This is a genomic window from Halorubrum trueperi, assembly GCF_042662525.1.
GTDB classification, from domain to species: domain Archaea; phylum Halobacteriota; class Halobacteria; order Halobacteriales; family Haloferacaceae; genus Halorubrum; species Halorubrum trueperi.
In genome coordinates this window covers 47,041-68,882 of sequence record NZ_JBHSXI010000005.1, presented here as the reverse complement: position 1 = coordinate 68,882, position 21,842 = coordinate 47,041, and the positions used below count along the sequence as shown (strand labels likewise).

Sequence of the window (21,842 nt, the reverse complement as noted above, 5' to 3'; positions counted from 1 at the left end):
TCGACCTCGTTTTCCTAAACTCATTACGCCGTGATCCCGCTGCTGTCTTCCATTTTCAATAGAGCACTTTGAACAGGTACTTAGTGACGCCGACGAGACCAGTCTACCGCTCGTTCAAGATGTACTGCAGGAATCCTCCGACAGGTGGTACGGACAGTTGGTGGTGACTGTGTACGATTCGCTATCGGATCACCGGGGTCGTGAGGATGTCCTTCCTGCCGCCACCGCGATCGAATTACTCCGAGGATACCTTCGTCTCCGAAGTCGGCTACTCGTCACCCTCACCGACAAATACCCGGTCATCCTCTTGTTTATCGACGGTAGTGAATTCGCCGGTGACAGCAGCCTGAAACAGTGAAGTGACCATCGATGACCCTCCCGTCAGTCGAATCGATTCGCCGGGTTTGACGTGGAAGACGTCACCCACATCCGTCTTTAGTTAAGCGAGAAACCGCGTGATAGCGGCGGCTTATCGAGGCATCTTTCGGAAGGAATGAGAAGTCCAGTCTGTGCACGACAAGGACTCCTCATCTCGGATTATGCGTCGGCTCACTACACTGTTTCCCTCTGAGTTCCTCGAAGAGCACGCCGAGGAACTCGGCGTGGTCGAACGTGACCGCAAGCTCCAGATCCCTGCCTTCGTTTGGGCGTTCGTGTTCGGCTTCGCCGCAGGCGAAAGCCGAACACTCGCCGGGTTTAGACGCTGTTACAACTCTACTGCCGATGAGACGATCTCTCCGGGTGGATTCTATCAGCGGTTGACACCGACGCTTGCGGAGTACCTCTGCGACCTCGTCGAGCGCGGTCTCGACGAGGTCGCTGTTCCTAACGCTGTTGACGCTGATATCGACCGGTTTAGAGACGTGATGATCGCTGATGGAACGGTACTGCGGTTACACGAATTTCTCTCAGACCAGTTCGAAGCCCGCCAAGAGGAGCAGGCTGGAGCGAAGCTCCACCTGCTCCATAATGCCACAGAGCAGACGATTGAACGGCTCGATACTACTAACGAGAAAACGCGACAGCACCTTGTTCAAAACAGGGCCGTGGCTTAAGAATCGCCTCGTGTTGTTCGATCTCGCCTACTTCAAGTACCGCCGGTTTGCGCTGATCGACGAGAACGACGGCTACTTCGTGAGTCGGCTGAAGCAGAACGCGAATCCGCTGATTACGGGGGAGTTACGGGAATGGCGCGGTCGCGCCATTCCCTTAGAGGGCAAGCAGCTCCGAGCTGTTCTCGACGATCTCGATCGGAAGTACATCGATGTAGAAGTCGAAGTAGAGTTCAAACGAGGGCCGTACAATGGGACGCGGTCGCTAGATACGAAGCGATTTCGCGTCGTCGGCGTCCGCGACGAGGACGCCGACGACTACCATCTGTACATGACGAATTTGGTGAGAAAAGAGTTCTTCCCGGCTGATTTAGCGCAGATCTACCGATGTCGGTGGGAAGTTGAGTTGTTGTTCCGTGAGCTGAAGACGCAGTACAACTTGGATGAGTTCGACACGAGCGACGAACACGTGGTGAAGATCTTACTGTACGCAGCACTGCTGTCGCTGCTTGTAAGCCGTGATCTGTTGGATCTAGTCACCGAGCAGGCGGATGATGAGCTTGTGTTTCCGACAGAGCGCTGGGCGGCGACCTTCCGGTCGCACGCCCAGCTCATTCTCCACGAACTCGGTGAGTTCCTCGGCTACTCACCACCGCCGCTGCTCGACCGGCTGATCGAAGACAGTCAAAAGATCCACAAGCAACGACTAATCTTACAAGAGACGCTCGCTACCGCTACACAACCGAGGTGTGAGGCTTAACTAAAGACAGATGACGTCACCCACGTCAGCTTCCGTGGGGGGACTATCTGTGTGTTTCCGTCTGTGATGAGCCGAGCCTCTTCGAGAGCGAGATCGAGTAGGCTTCGGAGCGACGCTCGCGTTCGCGCGAACGTGTATTCCTCGGCGCCTTCTGCAGCGCCGTAGAGATTGACGAGGAACATTGCGTCCTCCCAGCGCCCGAGGAACGCTGCACCGGCGGTCGCGGCTAACATCAGAACCTCGATATCAATCTCGAACTCACCAACCAGTTCCTCGATTCCTTCTTGTGCCTAGTGGAATCCACCGAGCAGCATCGCTATCAGGTACAGCCCGTTCTCTGCCACCAATAGCAGAGAGGCGAAGTTGACTGGCACGATGTTTTATGCGTATCCTGGCCGTCTGAAGACCTGGGACCGTGAATCAAGGCATCATCCGGTGCTACGGGTCACCTGCGGCACTTCGTAGTTGAGGCACGGTCCTCCCTCCTCTCTATTTGGCTTCTCTCTGCTCTGTTTGGCACACTAGGGCGAATACTCGACGTTCAGTCAAACGTTGAGCGAACTCGGTCCAGGATCTCCGTAAGCACGAGTTGTGGCCGCGAATGTTCAATGTACTCAACGTGGATTTTCGCCTCGTCTAACCGTCGGTCAACACGATGCCGGAGGTCGTTCGCATCGACGCGACGAACCGGAATGTGCGCTGTAGACCTGAACACGGGTCTCCCAGCGAGCAATGCTTCGCCACCCAGAGTATCAACTTCTTCACAAGCTTCAGCGGTGTCATGAGCGTCACAGCGTGAATCTCCGGTGTCGCTACGGTGAGTTCCTCCCCGTTTACTCGACGGGATATCTATATTCCGCCTGTAGTCGGTAGTGGAGGACGAGTGGGCGAGACAGTTCGCGTCGACTGCTAATCGGATCGCCGCGCCGAGATTTCGACCGAATGACGCAAGATGTGTGAGCAGCTCGTCCTCGCCATCGCCAAGAAGTCCGCCGATGGTTGCACTCCCCCACCAGAGTGCTGCATCCGCTTCGATGAAGCGGAGATAGTCGTCCAACTGGACGATGGGTTGTCCCGCCAGCTCCTGCCTGAGGGCGTTGCCTTCGCAGATCTGCCGGCTCGCAGCGAGGAATCGTTGCAGGCACGATTGACGCTGGGTATGCGTCGTCTCGGTTTTAAGAAGGAGTTCGACCGCTCTGGTGTGGAGAAGATCGCCAGTCAAGATTTGCTTCGACAGCTGACAGTCATCGCCCGTGTCTGAATCGCGGACGTCACTCGTCTCTACTGTAAGGATACTCCCGTGCGTACGGACGAAGGCGGCGAGATATTCGACTGCGAGCGCGGCGGGTGTCCACTGACCGTACTCGGTGGCGTCGGACGTACACGCTTCCGCAGCTGTCAGAAGCGTGATGCCGAGGAGGTGGTTCGTCGGTTCGAGCGACTGTTGGGCGGTCGCATAGATCGACAGCGAGGGAGTGGCAGTCTGCTGGTCGGCAAGCGCGGACTGGATCGTGGCTCTCCGATTTGCAAGCGCATCGTCTGCAGGACTGTCACTCTCCATTTCTGGTGAGATTACTTGATCAGCGCCTGCTCGTCGACGAGGATCCGCTCGGCGAGATAGTCCTGGAGTTCCTCGTTGACCGTGGTCAGCACGTCGTCGTCATCAAGAACGATCCACCGCGTGCGTGCGCCGTCGATCGTCGAGAGCAAATACGTGGCTGTTCGATCCGGATCGACATCCTGGAAGACGTCCTCTTCGATGCCGCGCTCGATGATTCCCGCGAGGAGGGCCGTGAGTTCTTGGTCATTGTCCCGGAGCTGGGCCCGATACGCGTCACTGTAGGGCGCTTGCGAGCGCAGCTCCAGCATCGCTGTCTGGAACGCCTTGTAGTCGTCTGGGCCGAAGACCAGTTTCTCCAGAATGGTGGTTAACTGTGCAGCCGGGTTCTCGTCGTCGCGTAACTGGACTTTCTCGTGGAAACTCTCGAGGAGGTATTCGAGGAAGGCGACGAGCAGATCCTGCTTCGTGTCGTAGTAATAGTGGAGGGTTGCTTTGCTTTTTCCCGTCTCCTCGGCGATTGCCTTCATCGTGAGGTCAGCGTACCCGTGCTCGCAGAGGGCCCGGTACGTCGCCTGCATGATCGCTTCGTGGGCCGCTTCGGTGTCGCCCTCACTCATCTTAACTGACTAGTTAGTCAAGGAGCCTCAAAGGAATTTCGGTTGTAGGGGCGTAGCCCGTCCCCATCGTTTATCGTCGCATCGGTTAACCCGGCAATCGTGCATGCCTCCTCGAGCGCTCGGCGCGCCAGCTCGCTGCCATCCGTCGGAACCAAAATCCGCGAATACGCCGAGCCATTCTTTCTGCTCGCTCCATCGTCGGTATGCGTATCAGTGATTGTCTGTAGTCATTGACAGTCCTGTGTGAATATCAATCATTGTCTGTTCTGTGTGAGTATTATTCATTGTCAGTGCTTCGGTAGTGCACCGCTCACGGCATATACTTCGTTCACGATTGCATCCCGGTCGGCCTGCCAGGTGTCGACGTCGTCGTCATCCGGCTGGTCGGGAGAAAGCGACTCACTACAAGGTGCATGAATGCGCTACCTCGTCTGTGGCCGTCGAGGGGTCGTCGTACTCAGCGACGACGAAATCGTGGCGGTGGACCGATGGTGTTTCCTCGATCGTCGATGCGCGGAGCTGAAGGGGCCCGTATCCTCCGCTGACGAGTGGAGACAGACGAGAATGCGCTTCGAATCGGTTAGATCGTACACGTAGACCGTCGCCGCGTCGAGATCATTCCCGGGTGCTGGTGACCATCCAGCAGGGAGACTGACTGACTAGTTAGTCATACTCGAATATTGGGACAGATCCGACTTAGGTGTTCTGACGGTGACCCCCTCCCCTGCGAGCGCCGGGATTCCCTCGCTGTCACAAGCTGGACGTTAATCGTCTGTCGCGGTCGATTCAGATGCGTCAATATCAGGCCCGCGCTCCGTAAGGTCGGCCTCTCGCCAGGTTCCGCGCTGATACCACAGGTAGGCGATCACGGTCCCAGCGACGTTCGAGATGGCGAACGCCAGCCAAATGCCGGTCTCACCGATCGCCCCGGCCGCAACCCACGCGATGGGCAGGCGGATCACGCCGAGCATCACCACGGAGATCGCCGCGGCGGTCAGGGTCTTCCCGGCCCCCCGGAAGCTCCCCGTGTACGCTCGCATGACACCGATGAAGCCGAACGTCAGGGCGACGTAGCGCAGGAACTCTTCGGTCACGTCGACGACCGCGGCATCCGTCGTGAACACGCTCGCAATCGGTGCTGCACCAATCCACACGAGGATGCCCGCCCCGGTGAGAACGCCAAAGAGGACTTTCGCTGCCAGGCCGGCCGCGTGCTCGGCACGATCAGGTTTGTCCGCGCCGATGTTCTGCCCGGTCATCGTCTCGACCCCACGGGCCACCGCGATCGCCGGCAGGAAAATCACCGAGAACACGCGCGTCCCGATCCCGTAGGCAGCCACGACCTGGCACTCGCGGAGCACGACAGCGACCTCAACGGGGTCCTCGCGGACGAGCCGCGGGCCGAGTGTGACGAGGTCGCGGACGCCGGGGCCGGGGATCGATGCCGCGGTGTGAGTCGCCATACGCCGATCTCCTCCCTGACACGTATTGAAACGACGGGCGCGTCGCCGCCGCGTGGGACAGGCGGCTGGCGGGATGGGCGACCGGCGGCTGTGCGAGCGGGGCGCGCCGCCGCCCTCAGTCTGCGCGGGGGAGCGGGAGGGCGTCAGGGAGGGCGTTCTCGACGACCGGCCAGTTCTCGCGGAGGAACTGCACGAGGAGCGGGAGGTCGTTGCGGTGGAGGAGGCGGGCGAGAGCAAGGGGATTCCCATCGTTCGCGCTGGCGAGCGTGTCGACGCTGAGACGGCGCATGTCGGCTATGAATCGGTCGTAGCGGTCGTTCGGCGCATAGTAGAGTAGGTGCGTCATGAGGAGGCGGACATCGGCGCGCGGCGCAACGTCTCGGTGCCAGAGGTCATCGTAGACCTGCATCTCGCCCTCGGAGGTGTCTTTCGCCCCGGTGAGGCAGCGGTCGGCGGTGACGGCGGCGGCCCGCCCCGACTTCAGGCACTTGTGGATGCCCTCGCCCCAGACGGGGTCGATCGAGGGGACGGTGTCGCCGACAGCTATGAAGTTCGCGGCGCTCATCCGCCCGGGTGGCTGGACGTGCGCGGAGCCGCGGTGCTGTCTGCCCTCGAGGCGTTCCGCGTTCTCGAGCCGCGGGTCGTCGGCCTGCCAGGCGTCGAGATAGTCGTCGATGCGGGCGTCCTCGGCGGCGGCGTGATACGTCTCGTTCTGGATGTAGCAGAGGCCGACTTTCGCGCGGTCGCCGCCGGTGTGAAAGAGCCACGCGTAGCCACCGGGCGCGTAGTCGTGGTCGAGGCGGAGCATCATCGCGTCCGTGAGGTCGGCGTACCCGGCGACATCGAGTTCGACGCCCTCCATCTCCCACTCAATGCCGACGGCCTGCTGTTCCCGCTGGAGGGCGGAGACGCCGACTCGCTTCGCGAGCGCGGCCGCCGGGCCCGTGGCGTCGACGACGATGTCCGCGTAGACCTCCTCGTCGCCGTTGTAGCGGACACCGACGATCTCGTCGTCCTCGTCGCGGACGGGCCGAGAGACGCGGGCGTCGAACCAGTAGGTCGCGCCGTGCTCGCGGCCGTCCCGCACAAGCCAGCGCTTGAAGGCGGCGAAGTCGAGGACCGCGCCCGGCTGCGTCCGCTTCCAGTAGTCGTTCGGGGACTCGAGGACGACCGCCTCCGTGAAGTTCATCACCACCTCGTCCGGGACGTTGAACGAGCCGAGCATCGCGGGGAACGTCCCGCCCGTCGACTTATTGCTCTGCCGGGGGAAGTCGGCTTCCGGCTCGGCCTCCAGCACGACGACGTCGTACCCCCGCTTCGCGACGTCTCGCGCGCACTGCGCGCCCGCCGGCCCCGCGCCCGCGATGGCGACGTCGAACCGATCAGGCATACCTATTGCATTCTCTCCGATGGTAATCAGTGTTGGCCCGCCGGGGAGTTGCGCCGGCGTCGCGTCAGAGCGCGCGGCCGGCGAGGAAAGCAACGGGGGAGACAGCCATCGCGTACTTCACGTACAATCATCCAGAAGGCCGACACCGAGGACGTCGAACACGAGTTCTAGGATTCGTCACTCGGTCGCGGGAATCACCGCGTACTCTCGCGGGTCGCGGCGACCGGCACGTTCGGCGACCTGGTCACCGGGCTCTTACCCTGCATGTGGGGGTTCAACGAGACGGGTAAGCGACTCGCTGAACGCGGCGTACCCGACGACGACCGGTACGCCGAGTGGATCAATATGTATGCGGGCGAGGAGTTCACCGAGCTAACCGAGTGGTACAAGGCTCTGATGGACGACGTCGCCGCGGACGCCACGAACTCGGACCGCGAGCGCTATCGCGAGCGCTTCGAGACCTCGGCCCGCTACGAGTACCGCTTCTGGGACGCCGCCTGGCGCCAGGAAGAGTGGTCGCTGTGACCGACGACGGCCCCGGGACCACAGCCGTCCCGGACGCCTTCGACGCGTACGCGGCCGGCCGCGCGGACGCCCGGTTCACGGACTGGCTTCACGAGCACGCCGAGCCCGACTGGACCGCAGCGACGACCCATCGATTCGCGCGCGAGCTCGGCAGCGGCGCCCTCGACGACGACGTCTTCCGGCGCTATCTCGTCCAGGACTATGTCTTCATCGAGGGGCTCGTCGGGGCATTCGGCTACGCCGTCGGCGAGGCACCCTCGATGGCCGCGAAGTCCCGGCTCGTCGACTTTCTCGCCGTCCTCACCGCCGACGAGGACGACTACTTCGAGGCACGCTTTCGACGCCCTCGACGTCCCACCTAAAATCTACGACAACCCCGACCTGGCGCCGGCGACGCGGGCGTTCACGGATCTCCTCAAGCGCGCGGCGCGACAGGGCGGCTACGCCGAGACGCTCGCGGTCCTCGCGCCCGCCGAGTGGACGTACCTCGAGTGGGCGACCACTGCCGCGGACGGCGACGCGCCGACCCGGTTCTACTGCTCGGAGTGGATCGACCTCCACACGGGCGAGGGGTTCGCCGACGTCGTGGCCTGGCTGCGCGACGAACTCGACCGCGAGGGCGCGGCCGCGTCCGCCCGCCGCCGGCGCCGGCTCGCCCGGCTCTTCCGGCGGACGGTCGAACTCGAGGTCGCGTTCTTCGAGTCGGCCTACGACCTCGAGGGGACGGTCCCCGGAGGTGGGCGGCGGTGGTGACGACCGCCGCGGCGCTCGCGCTGACCGTCGCGACGCTGGCCGCCTTCACGGCGGTCGGTCTCTGGGTCTCGCGCGGCGAAGTCCGCTCCGTGGAGGACCTCATCTCCGCCCGCGACTCCGCCGGCGAAGGCCGCACCACCGCGACCCTGGTCGCCTCGGTGATGGGCGTGTGGATTCTACTCTCGGCGCCCGAGGCCGGCGCGCTCTACGGCGTCGCCGCCGTCGCGGGCTACGCGCTCGGCGAGGCCGCCCCAATGCTCGCGTACTCGAAGCTCGGCCCGCGGATCCGCGCGGTCATCCCCGACGGCCACTCACTGACCGAGTACGCGTACGTCCGCTACGGCACCGCGATGCACGCCTTCGTGCTCGCGGTCAGCGTCCTCTACATGTTCGTCTTCCTCGCCGCGGAGCTTACGGGCATCGCGCAGGCGCTACAGTACGTTGCGGCGGTCCCGCGCTGGCAGACCTCGGTTCTCGTCGGCGGGTTTGTCGTGCTGTACACCGGCTACGGTGGCCTCCGTGCGAGCATCATTACCGATACGGTACAGACGCTAGTCGTTCTCCCGCTCCTCGCCGTGAGCGTCGCCGCCATCGTCGTTACGCTCGGCGGCACCGACGCCGTCCACCAGGGGATCGAGCAGATGAACCCGGCACTGCTGGACCCGACGTACGTGCCCGGGCTCAGGTTCGGGGGCGCGCTCGTGTTCGCCGTCCTCGGTGCCGAGCTCATCAACCAGACGTGGTGGCAGCGCATCTACGCCGTCGATGGGGCCGACACCATCCAGCGGGGGTTCCGCACTGCAGCCGTTGCGAACGGACTGGTGATGGTCATCGCGACGCTGCTTGGCGTCGTCGCCATCGGGAACGCCGCTGTTGTCACGAGCGGCACCGGCTATAACGCTGGCATCTCGTTCTTCGTCCTGCTTGCGGGTGCGTTTGGCGACTGGCTCGTACTCGCGGTCATCCTGCTTGGGCTCGTCCTCGTAATGAGTACGACCGACAGCCTGTTCAACGCGCTGTCGAGTCTCGTAACCGCCGACCTTCCACGACTACTCAACGACCCCGACGACCAGGCGCTCCGACGCGGTGCCCGGATGCTCACGGTCGCCGTCGCGGTCGCAGCCATCCTGGTGAGTCTCCGCGCTCGGAGCGTCCTCCAGCTGTTCTTCACCGCTGACCTGCTTGGCGCCGCGGTCGGCTTCCCACTCATCTACGGGCTCTTCTCCCGGCGACTCTCTGGGCCGGGCGCACTCGCAAGCGCGCTCGGCGGGCTCGCCGTCGGCGCCACGTTCTTCCCGTTCCCCTTCGGCCTGCACGCGGCGGTCGACGCGGCGCTCGGCGGTGTGCTCCCGACACCTGATGCTACCTATCTACTGCCGTTCGCGGGCGCGTTCCTCGTTTCAACCGCCCTGACGCTGCTCGCCGCTCGACTGGGCGATAGCTACTTCGACTTCGACCGCCTCTCCCGGGAGATCCAGCGGCTTGACAGCCCCGTTGCAAACGCCGACACGTCAGTCGGTGACACGACACCGCCGGCCGGCGGCGCTGACACCACACCGGCCGCGAGCGACGACGCCGACGAGTCGAATGTGGAGGTGAGCGACCGGTGACCGCGCTTGGCCCGACCACGTTCGCGGTCCTGCTCTGGACCGCAGTGCTCGGCGTCGCCGCGATCTTCGTCTACGAGGTGTACGTGCTTGCTCACGACTACCGGGGTGGTCTCCGGTGAGCAAGCGGACCGATGGTGCGGCCGTCTCTATAGAGACGCTGCGAGAGTCCGTGCGTCGGATGGGGCCGTCGTGGGTTGCGGGCGCCATCGCCGCAGGCCCGGCGACGATGGCGTCACTGATCACGGCCGGCGGCGCCTACGGCTATACGCTGTTCTGGGTCGTGGTGCTGTCGGCCGTTGCAGGCGCGTTCGCCCAGTACCTCGCGATGCGGCTCGGTCTCCTCTCCGAACGCGGCATCGTCGCCGTCGTCGAAGACCACCTTGGCGACCGCTGGGCGTGGCTGCTCGTCTTCGATGTGGTGCTTGCTGCCGGGTCCGCCCAGCTGCTCATCATGAAGACGGTCGCGACCGTCTCCGAGACCATCACCGGCGTCGATGCTCGCATCTGGGGCGTTGTCTGGGCCGTCGTCCTCGCCGTCGGCCTCGCCACCCGGGGCTACCGGTTCCTCGAAACGGCCGCGAAAGCGCTGGTCGCTGGCGTCGTTCTCGCGTTCCTCGCGTCGCTGTTCGTCGTGCCCGTCGACGCCGACGCAGCCGTGCAGGGCCTCATTCCCTCGCTGCCGGCCGGCAGCGCGCTGGTCGCCGCGGGCGTCCTTGGTGGCGCCGTCCACATCACTCTAATCACAATGCATTCGTATACAATGCGCTCGAGAGGGTGGACTGTCGAGGAGTACGACTTCGCGACGTTCGATGTCGGCGCGTCGATGCTTGCCGCGTTCGGCACCTACAGCGTCGCGGTGTTCCTCGTAACAGCGAGTGTTCTCACCACGGGAAACCTCTCGGCCGTCGAGGCCGCCCGCGCGCTCGGTCCGCTCGCTGGTCGGTATGCGGAGTGGCTGTTCCTCCTCGGGTTGCTCGGCGCCGCGGTCTCGACGCTCGGCGGGAACACGATCGCCCCGCCGTTTCTCCTTGCGGACAAGCTCGGCTGGGGAACCACCGTTGACGACGACCGCTACCGGGGGCTGCTGGTCGCTGCCGCGCTCCTGTCGGCACCGGGCGCATTCATCGGCGGCCCGGTCCTCCAGCAACTCGCGCTCGTGCTCGCCATCGGAACTGTTGGAACACCGTTCGCTATCGCAGTCGTGCTCTACCTTTTGAACTCCGAGGCGGTCCCCGAGCACAACTCGACGCTCGCGAACCTCGGCGGTCTCACACTCCTCGCAGTTACCGGCGCGCTTGCTGCGAACTTCGTCGCCGAGCAGGTCGCGGGCGACGTGGACGTCATCTCGGGCGCTATCCTTGCGTTCGCCGTTGCCCTTACAGCCGCCACGGTCGCGCTCCTCGCGAAGTACGCTCGGGCGTCGCTCGTCGACCCTTCCACTTTCAATGAGTGACCTCCTGATCCCACTCACGGGGTCGACACTGATCGTCGGTCCTTCACAGGCCGGAAAAACCCGACTTACCGCCCGCGCGCTGGAGGCCTGGATCGACAGGAAGGGCGCTGCCGGCGTTGCTGTCCTTGAGTTCGCGCCCGAGGTCGAACGTGACGGGACACTTCTCGGCGGTCGCCTCAATCGCTTCACCGTGGTTCCCGACGACGCCTGGCACGGTATTCTGGACGCGCACGCACCACGAACCGCAGGTGAGACCGAGGCGGAGACCGTCGCACTCGCCGCGGACAACGCCGCTCGCGCGACCCGCCTCCTCGACGCCGCGCCCGACGACCCTGTCGCCGTCTTCGTCAACGACGCCACCATCCCGCTTCAAGCCGAGGGGGTCGCCCCACATCGGCTCGTGGCTTACTGCGAGCAGGCCTCCTGTGCGGTCCTGAACGCGTACGAGGGGGAGTTGCTCGGCACCGATGACCCCGTCTCACAGCGTGAGCGCGAGGCACTCACGACGCTCCGAGAGTGGGCCGATCGAACCCGTTCACTCCCGGCAGTCACCAATTGCTGAGGGCTGGCGGCGTTCGCGGTGGGGATTACGGAACCTGTCGAGAGTCGGCTCGAACACGAGACTCACTACGACTGGGTGGCGTTCGTCCCGCAGCGAGATCCTCGCGGAGTCGTTCGGACAGCTTCTGTCGCAAGTGGTCGCGCGGGCCGTCAAAGTGGATCCGGAGTACCGGTTGCTCCCGCGACGCATCGGTGGCGGTTTCTTCGATTGTGGCGGTCTCCGCGTGGAACTGGTCGCGTTCCATTCCTCACCACGCGGGCGTACGCGGTGGTAGAACTTGAACGTTCACGCCGCCCCTGTCGTGCTTCCCCTGTCTCCGGTGACGGAAACCGACGAATGGCAACGGAGGTGCCCTATGGCTCTGGCGGGGGCCTATTTCGATGTCGATCAGCTGAATCGTCTTGAACACGAGCGCCACGGCGACGATGAAGTCCATCCCGGCCATCGACACGGCGGCCAGTTCCGGATCGTAGGGGACTGCCCACCGGATCGTGCCCGTCCAGCTCCCGACCATCAAGCCAATCTCGACGAGTGCCATCAGTCCCGTCAGCAGTCGCGAGCCACGAACCACGCTCCAGAGCAACAACAGGCCAATCAGCGCCATACTGCCAGCCGACAGTGCGGTCGAGACATTCCCGATCAGCCCCGGCGCAAGCGCGGCGGCCAGCAGATACGCCAGCCCCCAGACGATGATCACGGCGGTTGCGACCGTGTCTGCCGTCAAACCGACAGCCATCCGTCTGATTTCTCGATCCCCATCGCTCATATCTGCAGTATCCACGACAGAGACATAAGACGTTACATAGCCAGCAGACCGGTGCTCTACACGCTGCGTTCGACGAACCCACGCGCGAGGCATCGCATCTTCACTTTCACCGCAATTGGCACACGTTTTAGCCCCATCGAACAGTACTGGTGGATGTCTCCCGTTGAACACGAGGAGGAGATGACTAAGCTATGAGTGACTCTGATCTACGCAACGCAGCGGAGGATATCCACGAGCAACTGCCCGAGTCTGTCGACGTATCGCCCACCGACATCGAGGAACGCCTCTCCACGCTCGTCGACGACTATAGGGTGCCGCTCGACGAGGCGCGGCGCAGCGTCCTCAGCAACTATCTGGACGACACCGATACCGACCGCGACGATGTCGATCGCGAGAATCAGGAGGTCGATCTCGCCGACATCGACGAGGCCGAGCAGTGGGTCGACGTGACCGCCAAGGTGGTCGATCTCTGGGAACCCCGCAGCGACGCCATCGCGCAGGTCGGGCTGTTGGGTGACGAGACCGGCACCATCAAGTTCACCAAATGGGCGAAATCCGACCTGCCGGAACTCACCGAGAGCCGCGTCTACCGGCTTGGCAACGTCGTCACCGACGAGTATCAGGGCCAGTACTCGGTCAAACTCAACCGCACCACCACCATCGACGAGGTCGACATCGAGATGGAGGTCGGCGACAACACCACCGAGGCCGAGGGCGCACTCGTCGACATTCAGTCGGGGAGCGGGCTGATCAAGCGGTGTCCCGAGGACGACTGCACGCGCGTGTTGCAGAATGGCCGGTGTTCGGAACACGGCGAGGTCGAGGGCGAGTTCGACCTCCGCATCAAGGGCGTCATCGATGACGGCGATACGGTGCAGGAAGTCATCTTCGATCAGGAGGCCACGGAACGAGCGGCCGATATCACGCTCGAGGAGGCCCAAGAGATGGCGATGGATGCATTGGACACGAGCGTCGTCGCCGACGAGGTACGCGACGCCACGCTTGGTCGGTACTATCGCGTCGACGGGCCGGTGATGGGACGATACCTGCTGGTCAACGACTTCGAGCAGATCGAAGAACCGCACGATCCGGACGAGATTCTCGTGCAAGCGAGGTCGATCTGAGATGAGTCAGCAAGGTCAAGCCCCGATGCGGGAGGTCGCCCAACGCGTGTTCGCTGCAGAGTTCAACGATGCCACGCACACCTTCCGTGAGTCCGACGACGACCGCGCCCCCGTGTACGCGCTGTTGCCGACCGGAGCGAAGGCCAACCGGGTGTTCGTCGTCGGAACGCTTACCGAAACCGAGGACGTTGGGAGTGACGACGAGTACTGGCAGGGCCGGATCGTCGACCCCAACGGTGACACCTTCTTCACCTACGCGGGTCAGTACCAGCCCGAGGCGGCGGGGATGCTTCGCGAGACCGAACCGCCAGCCTTTGTCGCCCTCGTGGGCAAGCCCCGCACCTACGAGACCGACGACGGAACCGTCAACGTCTCGCTACGCCCCGAGCATCTGACTCTTGTTGACGAGAGCACGCGCAATCGGTGGGTGACCGAAACCGCCAAGCGCACGCTCGATCGGATCGACCGATTCGACGAGGAAACCAACGAGTACGCCCAGATGGCTCGCGACCAGTACGGCGATTCAGTCGAGCAGTATCGACAGGCCGTCATCACGGCAGTGGAGTCGCTCGACAATGCGTCGGCGGACACGGCAACTCCGGACGCACACGAGGCAGGGGCCGACACGGATAGCGTCACCGGAGACAACGGATCAGAGTCAGCGACATCGACGATCGATGGCTCAGCGGGCGGGGACGAAGCGGAGCCGGCAGGAGAGCACGGTGGCTCGGACGCTGCTGATGACCTCGGTGACTTCGACACCGGCGACGTCGATCCCAACACGTAGCTGGCGAGCACAGCCGACTCGGCCTACGTGTCGGTCTCGTCGCGCTCGGTGACGAAGAGCCGTCCGTCGACCTCGTACAGATAGCCGCGATTCAACAGGCGGTCGAGTGCGTAATCGGCGTCATCAGCCGGGAAGTCGGCCTCGCGGAACTGGGCACGAGCGTCCTCGACTGTGATTCCCTCTGCAGGGTCGATTGCCGCACAGAGGTGGTCGTATGCGTCCTCGGCGAGTGACCCCAGCGGCCGATCATCTGTATTGAACATCTGTTGCGTGACTGCTTTGTCTCAATTGGTAGGTGAGCCTCCAGAGATATCAACTTCGCGGGAAGACGGCGGTAGAGCGATCCCTCCCTCGTTGTGCGATCGCGGCTACGTCGGTAGATCATCCGCTGAGAGCAACGTTTTCAGAGACCCCGGACGCAGTCACACGTGATGGGACGACAGATCGAGCAGGCGGCGGCAGACCGATTCATCGACCTGTACGGGCATCTGCTCGCGTACGTCAACACCGAGTACGATGAGGTGGCGGGCATCGAGACGTACGAGGATCTGCGCGAGCGGGAGGATACGGAACTGCGACCGATCCGGAACCGACTGTACGACGAGGAGACGGAACAGTTGATTGCCGAGTTCGTGGCAGAAAATCCGGGCAATCTCGCGGACGACGAACTGGAGACAGTCGAGCAATGGACGGACTACGAGTTTGGCGAGTTCGTCGTGGTGCGGCACTTGGAAGACTACGCCGTCTTCCTCGACTGGGAAGAGCCACCGCAGGCGTTCGGCGTGAAGGCTGCCAGCACCCCCTTCGAGGCATTCTGGGAGGAGGGAGCGTTGCCGCTGTTGGTCTCCAAGACTGCGCTGTTACCCTTCGAGGGGGCGATCATCATCGATGGGTGGATGGCGATTCAGCCGATCGTCTTCGGCGGCTCCATCAGCACGGATATCGACGACGCGTATGAAGAGGCCAAGCACCGATTTGGCATCATCGAGACGCTACCCGCGCCAGAAGAGGAGGACGAGACTTCTGACACCGAGCAGCTCCGCTTCTACATGAAGAACAAGCGCAACCGGGAGCGGTATGCCGACGAAATCGAGACGCTCAAGAACAAGCGCCCGGAGTTAGAACGCATTTATCACGAGGAGTTGGGGAAGGCGCGGGCGCGAAGCTTGGGCCGGGAACTGCGCGATCTCAACCTCAACGAGGCGTACTTCGCTATCTACGACGAGCGGATCATCGCCAGCGGCACTTCCGAAGAGCAAGTCCAGCAGATCCTTGACGAGATTATGCCCGACGGGACGGAAGATCATCCCTACATCTACCACTTCAATCCATGAGTAGAATGATGGATCTGAGACAGTCATTCCACTCTGACCGCGTACGGAACATTCAGTTTCGACCGACGATTCCAGTCACAGGCTTCGGTCAGATGGTGCCCTATCACGTTACTCGTCGGGATCGCGGTATTGGGGTGGGATTGGGCCGTGCGTCTCGACGACTGTTGGATCTCCGTCGAGCGAGCCCTCGCGTGCATCTTCGATTGTGATGATGTGTTCCCAGCTGTCGCCGAAGTCGAACTGGTAGTAGATCCACCCCAACTCTTCCGGATCGAGGTCGGCGATCGTCGTCTCGCCGGCGTTCCCCTCTTTGGGTGGATTGCGACGAAGTTCGCGAAACCGTTCTTTGGCCTCCTCGGGTTCGTCACCAGCACCGACTTGCGAGATGGCCCGGTCGATTTGCTCGGGTTCCATCGCTGGCCAGCTCGGCCCACCCTCGTGATTTTCCGGCATAGCGTAACTCCGCGTGGCGATCCCGTCCTCATCATAGGTCATGAACTCGTACATGTGGGCGTCCCAGCGGTCGAACGCCTCGAAGATCGCCTCGTGTAATTCCTTGAGCGTGTGGGTTTCGTCGACCTCGATGTCGCACCAGACCGCTTCATCCTCGTCGGGATCGAACATCGGTGGATTCGGCCCGAGTTCGACGCGCAGCGTGTAGACGGTCATACCCGGTTTCCATCGCGAAAGCCGTTAGTTCTTCTCCCGCGTTCCACATCCGTCTCCTGATGTGGTGTGTTTTTTTGTTGTGTCTCCCCGTTCTGCGAGTGAGGAGTTCGATGCGCTCCAGCCAAGCCGAGTTCAAGGCGGCGATCACCTCTGGCAATGCGGACCGCGTGAATGATGCGATCGAGGAGGTGAGGGAGGCAGAGACGGCCGAGCGAGCCCACCTGTTCGTGAGCAGTGTCGAGGAGTTCACTCACTACTATTACGTCGATGATGGCTATCAACGACTCTCGGTCGTCCGATTTCTCCGCCAACTCTACGGGCCACACGTTCCCGTCGAGTACCGGGATGCATTCTGGGAGCTGTTGTGCGATGCGATCAGCGACGAAGACGGACGCGTGCGACAGGCGGCCGAGAAAGCAATCGACAAGGTCATCACCTTCACCGCGTATCGTGAGCGACCCGTTGATCCGTTGCGTGCCGATCTCGCAGAGATCGCTGAGACGCAGGTGCCGACGTACTCGGAGATTCATTCGGCACTCAGTACCGCCGAGAAATACACCCGCGAAGAGCAATTTTGAGTGGTCTCGAAGCGGAGGTTCCGCGACGTGACAGTCGCTCACAGTAGGTCAGAGTCACCGTACTCGGTCGCCGCCCGCTCGAGATCAAATTCGATCTGATCGTCGAATCGCTGGAGTCGCTTCGGGTGAATGTTCTCGCCGAGTACCCGAAGGAGATACTCACGTGCATCGTCGGAGAGCGGCGCTGGAGACTCCAACTCGGCCGTCGGTTCCCAGTATCGGGGTCGATCTGGAAACGGCCGGGTGAGGACACGTTGCATCCCCTCAATGTGGTGGAGATCCTCGATCGTGTCCGGGGACTGGAGAATACGTTCGTAGAGGTCGATTGCAGCGTGTGCATCCGCGAAGATGGCGTGTGTGAGTACCGATGAGGCCCAGAATTCATCATCTGCCTCGGCGCGGGCAAGCGTGCGGTCTGCGACGGCCACCTCCTCGTGACCGATGCCCCAACCGAATGCCCCCGATTCTTCCGACGCGGCGTCCTTGTCATCTTCCCACGTGATGTGTCCGAGATAGTCGAGCGCCCACGCCGGAATCGCGTCCACGTCGTGACGGATGCGGGTGCGAATGATGCACCGTCCGAGAACGTTTGCGATCAGCACCGTGCAGTGATGGTCGCCCACAGCAGGCGGGTAGGCATCGGCACAGTCCTGTAGGAACGCCCAATCAGGCTCGCCATCGACAGCGGCGGCATCAACGAGGTCAATCGTGTCTTCCAGATACTCCCAAAACACGTCGCGAAAGCGATCACCACTCTGCTCCAGCGCGTTCTCCATCGACGTGTTCCACTTGGCGAGCAGGGTGTAGATGTCGGCTTGAGTGCCTTCGGTCGCCCCGTCCAGCGCCCGTTTCAGGGGCGCGATATCACGAGCCATCGATACATCACGTTACCAGTATCCGCGGAAAACGATTCCGTTGGGTGGCGTTAATCGAACTCCACCGTCCACACCATCGAGAACGATACGATCGGCGGAGAATAGCGACATATGTCGGCAGAAACGTCAATATACGAGGGGTTCGTACACGGTATTGAGCGGCGATCCGGCCAGCTATGACCACCGACAAGCAGCGAGTGCTTGCGATTCTGACCGAGCGCGATGTGGAGTTGCCGGACGATGGGGTGACACACGAGAAGATTCGAAACCGTGGAACACGCTTTCGCGTTGCAGAGGACGAATTTCTCGCCTTCAGGCTCGAGCGCCACCCGACAATGTCGTTACTTCCCGAACGAGTCGAAAGAGTGCTGCCTGAACGCCACAAAATAGTCACTTTCTGTATGATTTGACGGGCAGTCTCGGCTGCTGCCGCGGCGTAGATCGAGACAGCTCCAGTTCACCGCTCCGGACAAGTGAGATCTACCGAACCACGACAGTCTCTGCCGACAGCTGTCGCTCACCGTCCAACGGATAGGCCGTGGGCTGACCCCGGTCAGCCCGCGGCCGTTGCCTGTGACGCCGGCACGCCAACCCCGTTCGCTTCGATCTTCCACTGTCGGCGTAACTCCTCTTCGAGCTCGTGGCGAATCCAGTCACAGAACGTCTTGAACGTGAACTCCTCGGGCAGGTCGCGCCCGCCCCGCCGCGGGCGGGCGACGACCGCCCACCTGAGAACCAGCCACAGGTTCTCCAGCAGTGCCGCGACGAGCATGATCGCAAACCGCACGACGGGATCACGCGTCGTCGTGATCCCGCGTGCTTGACGTAGCAAGCGATAGGTCGTTTCGATGCCTGAACGCTTCCTGTAGAGGCGTTCGACTTGCTTCGCCGAGCGATCAGTCACGCTGCAGGCGACGTAGCCACGAACCACCTCACCGTGTTTACCTCGGTCGCCGTTCTGGTAGGAGACAGCGACCGCGAGCGGGAAGCGCAGTTCCCGCTCGCTGTCCTTGTACATGCGATAGGTCGTCATGTACGACTCGTGAGTGTCGAGTTTTTCCTGCATCCGCTCGCCCTTCTTGGGCACGTGAACGACCGTTGCGGCGATGTCACGAGCACGGCGGATAACGCGTTCGTTGTAGAAGCCGCTGTCGGCAAGCAGAAGGTCGATTTCGAAGGGGTAGTTCTCGACGCGGGCGAGCACGCGCTCGACCGCGTCGGCTTCATCTTCGTCACTCCTGACGTAGGTCATCGCCAGCGTCACCGGCTTGCCGTTCGAGACGACGTAGGCTGTACAGTAGCGGTGGCAGGTGGTTGTCCCGTCCTTGGGAGCCATCGTACAGAGTTCGCCGTCATCGGCGTAGTGCTCGCCGTGATAGGGGTTGTCGATGAAGTCGATGGAGACGATTCTCGACCGGTCAGGGTCGAGAATCGTCATGGCAAGCCGTCCAAGCAAGAGGTTTGCAACAAACTCAAGCCAGTCTCGGTCAAGCGTATGCAGCCACGTCAGAACGGTGTCGTCACAGGGTGTCCCGTCGGTATCGTTGCAGGTTTCCCAGATCGAGTTCTGGTTGACGCAGGCCAAGATAACGACGAGCCAGATGTCGCCGGGGTCGAGGGGGCTCCCCTCGACGCCCGGCAAGGGGAGTGGAGCAATGACTTCTTCCGCTACGTCTTTCACATCCGACGCCGTAAGATACCCGTCTGGATCGGGTAGCTCGAACACATCCAGATCCAGATACTTTCTCGTGGTCAACTCGGCGATTCAATTCCGCTGATTACGTCGCTCGTGAAGTACCGAGTATAGTGTTTAAGTCTAAAGCCTCTCCTCTTCCAACCTAGACTCCTGTGAGATAGGAGCCGGATCTACTTCTACAATACCTTCTGTCGCCTTATCACCGAGCTTTCCTGCCTCTATGTGCGAATATCTCTGTCTCACCATATTCTCAGAGTTGTCTAAATACCGGGCTGCCACAGTGTATCCGAATGAACGAACGAGGACTTCCCCCATCCCACGACGCCCTCCGTGAGGTGCGAGATACTCGTGGTTGGGATCAGAAATATCGATGTTAGCTGATTCAGTAAGCCGTTTGAGGACGTTTCGAGCGCCCTTGGTCGTCATCGAATCTGGTCGGATGTCTTCTTCGAGTGCTAGTAGTAAGTCTCGAGAGTGGTCATCACGATGGTCTGCGATCTCGTCGTCGGTTAGTCCTCGGTCGGCCAGCTGCTCTCGAACGAGTTCTCCAAGGGTTCGAGGACTGAACGACGGGAAGACTGGCCACCGGTCTGATGGGGGTTTGAGGAGGTCCCGGTACGCTTGGAGTGGCTGAATGACTGGTTTCGGCAGGCTCGCAGTGTCCCATTGCTGCTTTTTTCGGTATACTGTGATGCTCCCGTCGTCAGTGTTGACCTCTTCCCACCGGAGGCCGCGTCGACGGGGGTCGGAGGGGTCCCGAAGTAGTTCTCCGATTCGGACTGCGGTGTAAGCGATCACGTACACGAGTGCGCGATCGCGAGCCGCCTTGATCGCGTGGTATCGACGAGTGGGGCGTTCTGGAGCGTCCTCATCTGTACTCTGGTATTCGTCGTAAGTGTCGTCGAATCGCTGAACGACATGGGTCGTCAGCTGGTGTCGATGTTCTGGACTCCACGCTTGCTGGTCCCCAGGTCGACGTCCATCATCGTCAGGAAGAGGATCACGTGCTGTGGACCGTTTCGCGTAGTGAACGTCGAGATGCCCCTCTGTCACGCACCAGCCTGTCCACGAGGAGAGGTAGGCGTAGTACGTCTGGGCGGTGTTTTGCTTTAGACCGCGATCAGTAGCGAGATATCGAGCGTAATCCCGGAACACTGACTCAGAGAGGTCTCCGAACTGTACATCGCGATCGGCATCGTCGGGGATGATCCCGGCCCAATTGTCGGGACCACGGTCGCCCGCAGCCCACTCGAGGAAGTGGGTGAGTTCTCGTTCGACGTTCCGCCGGTAGTGGCCTCCTTCACCGTCTCGACCCTTGCCGATGTCTCTGAGGTAGTGTTTGAAACTGACTTCGACCGGGGTTTCAGTAGAGTTGCTACGTGGCAAAGCAATCACCGCTGGGGGTCGTCCAGATTTGATTAGATAGGCCGCTTTGGCGTTGAATGACCGTTTGAAGGTGGCTCTGAGTGAAATCCATTGTTCGTGCTTCACCGACGGCGTGGGGGTACTAAAAATTGGGTGTGATTATTGGAGTAATCACACTCATTCTGGTTGGCGGCAGGTTCGTGTGCTGAGTGAGGATATGGGCGTTCTACGCCTCGTTTTCGGCAATACGGCATAGGAGTAAATCATATGTCGCTATACAGAACCCGCAAGGTGGAGTTCAGAGGTTGAGAGTTTGGAGTGCTACAAACCGCTAGCTAGGCTACATATTCTCGATCGACACCCGAACGTGACCCCATGCGGGTCGCAGGAAGCTATGCTGTGAGCGCGGGCCCCGGGGTCCAGGTATTGCCGTCGAGGGCAACGAGGTCGTAGCGGGCAAGGATCTGGAGGGCGTCGACGACTCCCTCGGCGTCATAGGCGTGATGCATCTCTGGCGGCAGATGGTCAACGATGACACTCCGGGTGCCACCGTCCAGCCGATGTACGGTCTCTAACAGGCGCGAGAAATCAGCCAAAACCGGGTCAAGCGCCTCCTGCTCATCCGTTGGCATCCGCAACTTATCAACAACAGCGTCATATTCACCCGTAAGCTCTACCGTTATGCCGACATCTTCTTCAAATCTGTCGTTCGTTTCGCCCATATCTCAATAGATAGCATTCGAACGCACAAATACGTTTCTATAATAGCTAATACGAGGGATGAATATGGGTCTTCACCGCTCTTTCTACAGTCGAGGGCAGCAGCAGGGGAGATGTAGTGCTGGATGGACGGGGCCTGAGAGTGACCGACAACTCCAATGGCATTACGTCTCGGTGTCGTC

22 protein-coding genes and 6 pseudogenes are annotated in these 21,842 nt (G+C 61.8%); 13 read left to right on the top strand and 15 right to left on the bottom strand.

Features of this window, described 5'->3' with window-relative positions:
• Positions 1-268: 268 nt before the first annotated feature.
• Positions 269-427 carry a hypothetical protein gene (locus ACFQEY_RS18770; RefSeq protein ID WP_465261630.1) on the bottom strand — a complete coding sequence of 53 codons (159 nt, stop codon included), beginning with the start codon at positions 425-427 and terminating at the stop codon, positions 269-271.
• A 112-nt stretch (positions 428-539) separates the two neighbouring features.
• On the opposite strand from ACFQEY_RS18770, the pseudogene ACFQEY_RS05875 reads away from it, so the two are divergent.
• Positions 540-1,812, top strand: a pseudogene (locus ACFQEY_RS05875) (IS4 family transposase).
• Here the strand turns inward: ACFQEY_RS05875 and ACFQEY_RS05870 are convergent.
• From ACFQEY_RS05870 to ACFQEY_RS05845, 6 genes and pseudogenes are all read right to left on the bottom strand, one after another.
• A complete protein-coding gene (locus tag ACFQEY_RS05870; RefSeq protein WP_379765729.1) occupies positions 1,809-2,045 on the bottom strand; it encodes a hypothetical protein in 237 nt (78 codons plus the stop codon). The pseudogene ACFQEY_RS05875 and the gene ACFQEY_RS05870 sit on opposite strands and share 4 nt — an antisense overlap.
• Before the next feature lie 308 nt (positions 2,046-2,353).
• Positions 2,354-3,373: a polyprenyl synthetase family protein gene (locus ACFQEY_RS05865; RefSeq protein ID WP_379765726.1), complete on the bottom strand. Its 1,020-nt coding sequence runs from the start codon at positions 3,371-3,373 to the stop codon at positions 2,354-2,356.
• 11 nt (positions 3,374-3,384) lie between these two features.
• On the bottom strand, positions 3,385-3,990 hold the full coding sequence (locus ACFQEY_RS05860) for a TetR/AcrR family transcriptional regulator (RefSeq protein WP_379765723.1): 606 nt from the start codon (positions 3,988-3,990) through the stop codon (positions 3,385-3,387).
• A gap of 17 nt (positions 3,991-4,007) precedes the next feature.
• Entirely contained in the window at positions 4,008-4,145 is a 138-nt protein-coding gene (locus ACFQEY_RS05855; RefSeq protein WP_379765720.1) for an adenine nucleotide alpha hydrolase family protein, read from the bottom strand.
• 609 nt (positions 4,146-4,754) lie between these two features.
• Positions 4,755-5,336, bottom strand: a pseudogene (locus ACFQEY_RS05850) (MATE family efflux transporter); the annotation flags it as partial.
• 232 nt (positions 5,337-5,568) lie between these two features.
• On the bottom strand, positions 5,569-6,843 hold the full coding sequence (locus tag ACFQEY_RS05845; protein WP_379765717.1) for a digeranylgeranylglycerophospholipid reductase: 1,275 nt from the start codon (positions 6,841-6,843) through the stop codon (positions 5,569-5,571).
• Positions 6,844-7,047: 204 nt separating this feature from the next.
• Here ACFQEY_RS05845 and ACFQEY_RS05840 point away from each other — a divergent pair.
• From ACFQEY_RS05840 to ACFQEY_RS05810, 7 genes and pseudogenes are all read left to right on the top strand, one after another.
• Positions 7,048-7,368, top strand: a pseudogene (locus ACFQEY_RS05840) (thiaminase II/PqqC family protein); the annotation flags it as partial.
• Positions 7,365-8,121, top strand: a pseudogene (locus tag ACFQEY_RS05835) (TenA family protein). The pseudogenes ACFQEY_RS05840 and ACFQEY_RS05835, both read left to right, overlap by 4 nt.
• Complete coding sequence (locus tag ACFQEY_RS05830; RefSeq protein ID WP_379765714.1) at positions 8,115-9,731, top strand: sodium:solute symporter family transporter; 1,617 nt, start codon at positions 8,115-8,117, stop codon at positions 9,729-9,731. Before ACFQEY_RS05835 ends, ACFQEY_RS05830 begins: the two are co-directional and overlap by 7 nt.
• Positions 9,728-9,850, top strand: coding sequence for a hypothetical protein (locus tag ACFQEY_RS05825; protein WP_379765711.1), 123 nt, complete (start codon positions 9,728-9,730; stop codon positions 9,848-9,850). The genes ACFQEY_RS05830 and ACFQEY_RS05825 overlap by 4 nt, the downstream gene beginning before the upstream one ends.
• Before the next feature lie 59 nt (positions 9,851-9,909).
• Complete coding sequence (locus ACFQEY_RS05820) at positions 9,910-11,184, top strand: NRAMP family divalent metal transporter (RefSeq protein ID WP_379765744.1); 1,275 nt, start codon at positions 9,910-9,912, stop codon at positions 11,182-11,184.
• Positions 11,177-11,746 (top strand): hypothetical protein, encoded by a 570-nt coding sequence (locus tag ACFQEY_RS05815; protein WP_379765708.1) that lies wholly within the window; start codon positions 11,177-11,179, stop codon positions 11,744-11,746. The genes ACFQEY_RS05820 and ACFQEY_RS05815 overlap by 8 nt, the downstream gene beginning before the upstream one ends.
• A gap of 15 nt (positions 11,747-11,761) precedes the next feature.
• Positions 11,762-11,845 (top strand): annotated as a pseudogene (locus tag ACFQEY_RS05810) (DNA polymerase domain-containing protein); the annotation flags it as partial.
• A gap of 40 nt (positions 11,846-11,885) precedes the next feature.
• Here ACFQEY_RS05810 and ACFQEY_RS05805 read toward each other — a convergent pair.
• Positions 11,886-11,990 (bottom strand): annotated as a pseudogene (locus ACFQEY_RS05805) (DUF5793 family protein); the annotation flags it as partial.
• Positions 11,991-11,993: 3 nt separating this feature from the next.
• Positions 11,994-12,512 (bottom strand): hypothetical protein, encoded by a 519-nt coding sequence (locus ACFQEY_RS05800; RefSeq protein ID WP_379765705.1) that lies wholly within the window; start codon positions 12,510-12,512, stop codon positions 11,994-11,996.
• Positions 12,513-12,703: 191 nt separating this feature from the next.
• Between ACFQEY_RS05800 and ACFQEY_RS05795 the strand changes: the two genes are divergently transcribed.
• A complete protein-coding gene (locus tag ACFQEY_RS05795) occupies positions 12,704-13,636 on the top strand; it encodes a replication factor A (protein WP_379765702.1) in 933 nt (310 codons plus the stop codon).
• Positions 13,637-13,661: 25 nt separating this feature from the next.
• Positions 13,662-14,423 (top strand): RPA family protein, encoded by a 762-nt coding sequence (locus ACFQEY_RS05790; protein WP_379765741.1) that lies wholly within the window; start codon positions 13,662-13,664, stop codon positions 14,421-14,423.
• A gap of 23 nt (positions 14,424-14,446) precedes the next feature.
• Here the strand turns inward: ACFQEY_RS05790 and ACFQEY_RS05785 are convergent, their stop codons facing one another.
• Positions 14,447-14,686 (bottom strand): hypothetical protein, encoded by a 240-nt coding sequence (locus tag ACFQEY_RS05785; RefSeq protein WP_379765699.1) that lies wholly within the window; start codon positions 14,684-14,686, stop codon positions 14,447-14,449.
• 168 nt (positions 14,687-14,854) lie between these two features.
• On the opposite strand from ACFQEY_RS05785, the gene ACFQEY_RS05780 reads away from it, so the two are divergent.
• Positions 14,855-15,757: a hypothetical protein gene (locus tag ACFQEY_RS05780; RefSeq protein ID WP_379765696.1), complete on the top strand. Its 903-nt coding sequence runs from the start codon at positions 14,855-14,857 to the stop codon at positions 15,755-15,757.
• Positions 15,758-15,865: 108 nt separating this feature from the next.
• Here ACFQEY_RS05780 and ACFQEY_RS05775 read toward each other — a convergent pair whose 3' ends face one another.
• Positions 15,866-16,426 carry an IS1096 element passenger TnpR family protein gene (locus ACFQEY_RS05775; RefSeq protein ID WP_379765693.1) on the bottom strand — a complete coding sequence of 187 codons (561 nt, stop codon included), beginning with the start codon at positions 16,424-16,426 and terminating at the stop codon, positions 15,866-15,868.
• Positions 16,427-16,536: 110 nt separating this feature from the next.
• Between ACFQEY_RS05775 and ACFQEY_RS05770 the strand changes: the two genes are divergently transcribed.
• Complete coding sequence (locus tag ACFQEY_RS05770; protein ID WP_379765690.1) at positions 16,537-17,004, top strand: hypothetical protein; 468 nt, start codon at positions 16,537-16,539, stop codon at positions 17,002-17,004.
• Between the two features lie 38 nt (positions 17,005-17,042).
• Here ACFQEY_RS05770 and ACFQEY_RS05765 read toward each other — a convergent pair whose 3' ends face one another.
• Entirely contained in the window at positions 17,043-17,879 is an 837-nt protein-coding gene (locus ACFQEY_RS05765) for a DUF8137 family protein (RefSeq protein WP_379765687.1), read from the bottom strand.
• 176 nt (positions 17,880-18,055) lie between these two features.
• Between ACFQEY_RS05765 and ACFQEY_RS05760 the strand changes: the two genes are divergently transcribed.
• The gene (locus ACFQEY_RS05760) at positions 18,056-18,289 is read left to right on the top strand and encodes a hypothetical protein (RefSeq protein WP_379765684.1); all 234 of its coding nucleotides are present in this window, start codon (positions 18,056-18,058) and stop codon (positions 18,287-18,289) included.
• 143 nt (positions 18,290-18,432) lie between these two features.
• On the opposite strand, the gene ACFQEY_RS05755 is transcribed toward ACFQEY_RS05760, so the two are convergent.
• The 3 genes from ACFQEY_RS05755 to ACFQEY_RS05745 all read right to left on the bottom strand — a co-directional run bounded on the left by ACFQEY_RS05755 (position 18,433) and on the right by ACFQEY_RS05745 (position 21,662).
• The gene (locus tag ACFQEY_RS05755; protein WP_379765738.1) at positions 18,433-19,605 is read right to left on the bottom strand and encodes an ISH3 family transposase; all 1,173 of its coding nucleotides are present in this window, start codon (positions 19,603-19,605) and stop codon (positions 18,433-18,435) included.
• Between the two features lie 90 nt (positions 19,606-19,695).
• Entirely contained in the window at positions 19,696-20,961 is a 1,266-nt protein-coding gene (locus tag ACFQEY_RS05750) for a tyrosine-type recombinase/integrase (protein ID WP_379765681.1), read from the bottom strand.
• A 371-nt stretch (positions 20,962-21,332) separates the two neighbouring features.
• Complete coding sequence (locus tag ACFQEY_RS05745) at positions 21,333-21,662, bottom strand: hypothetical protein (RefSeq protein WP_379765678.1); 330 nt, start codon at positions 21,660-21,662, stop codon at positions 21,333-21,335.
• Positions 21,663-21,842 lie beyond the last annotated feature (180 nt).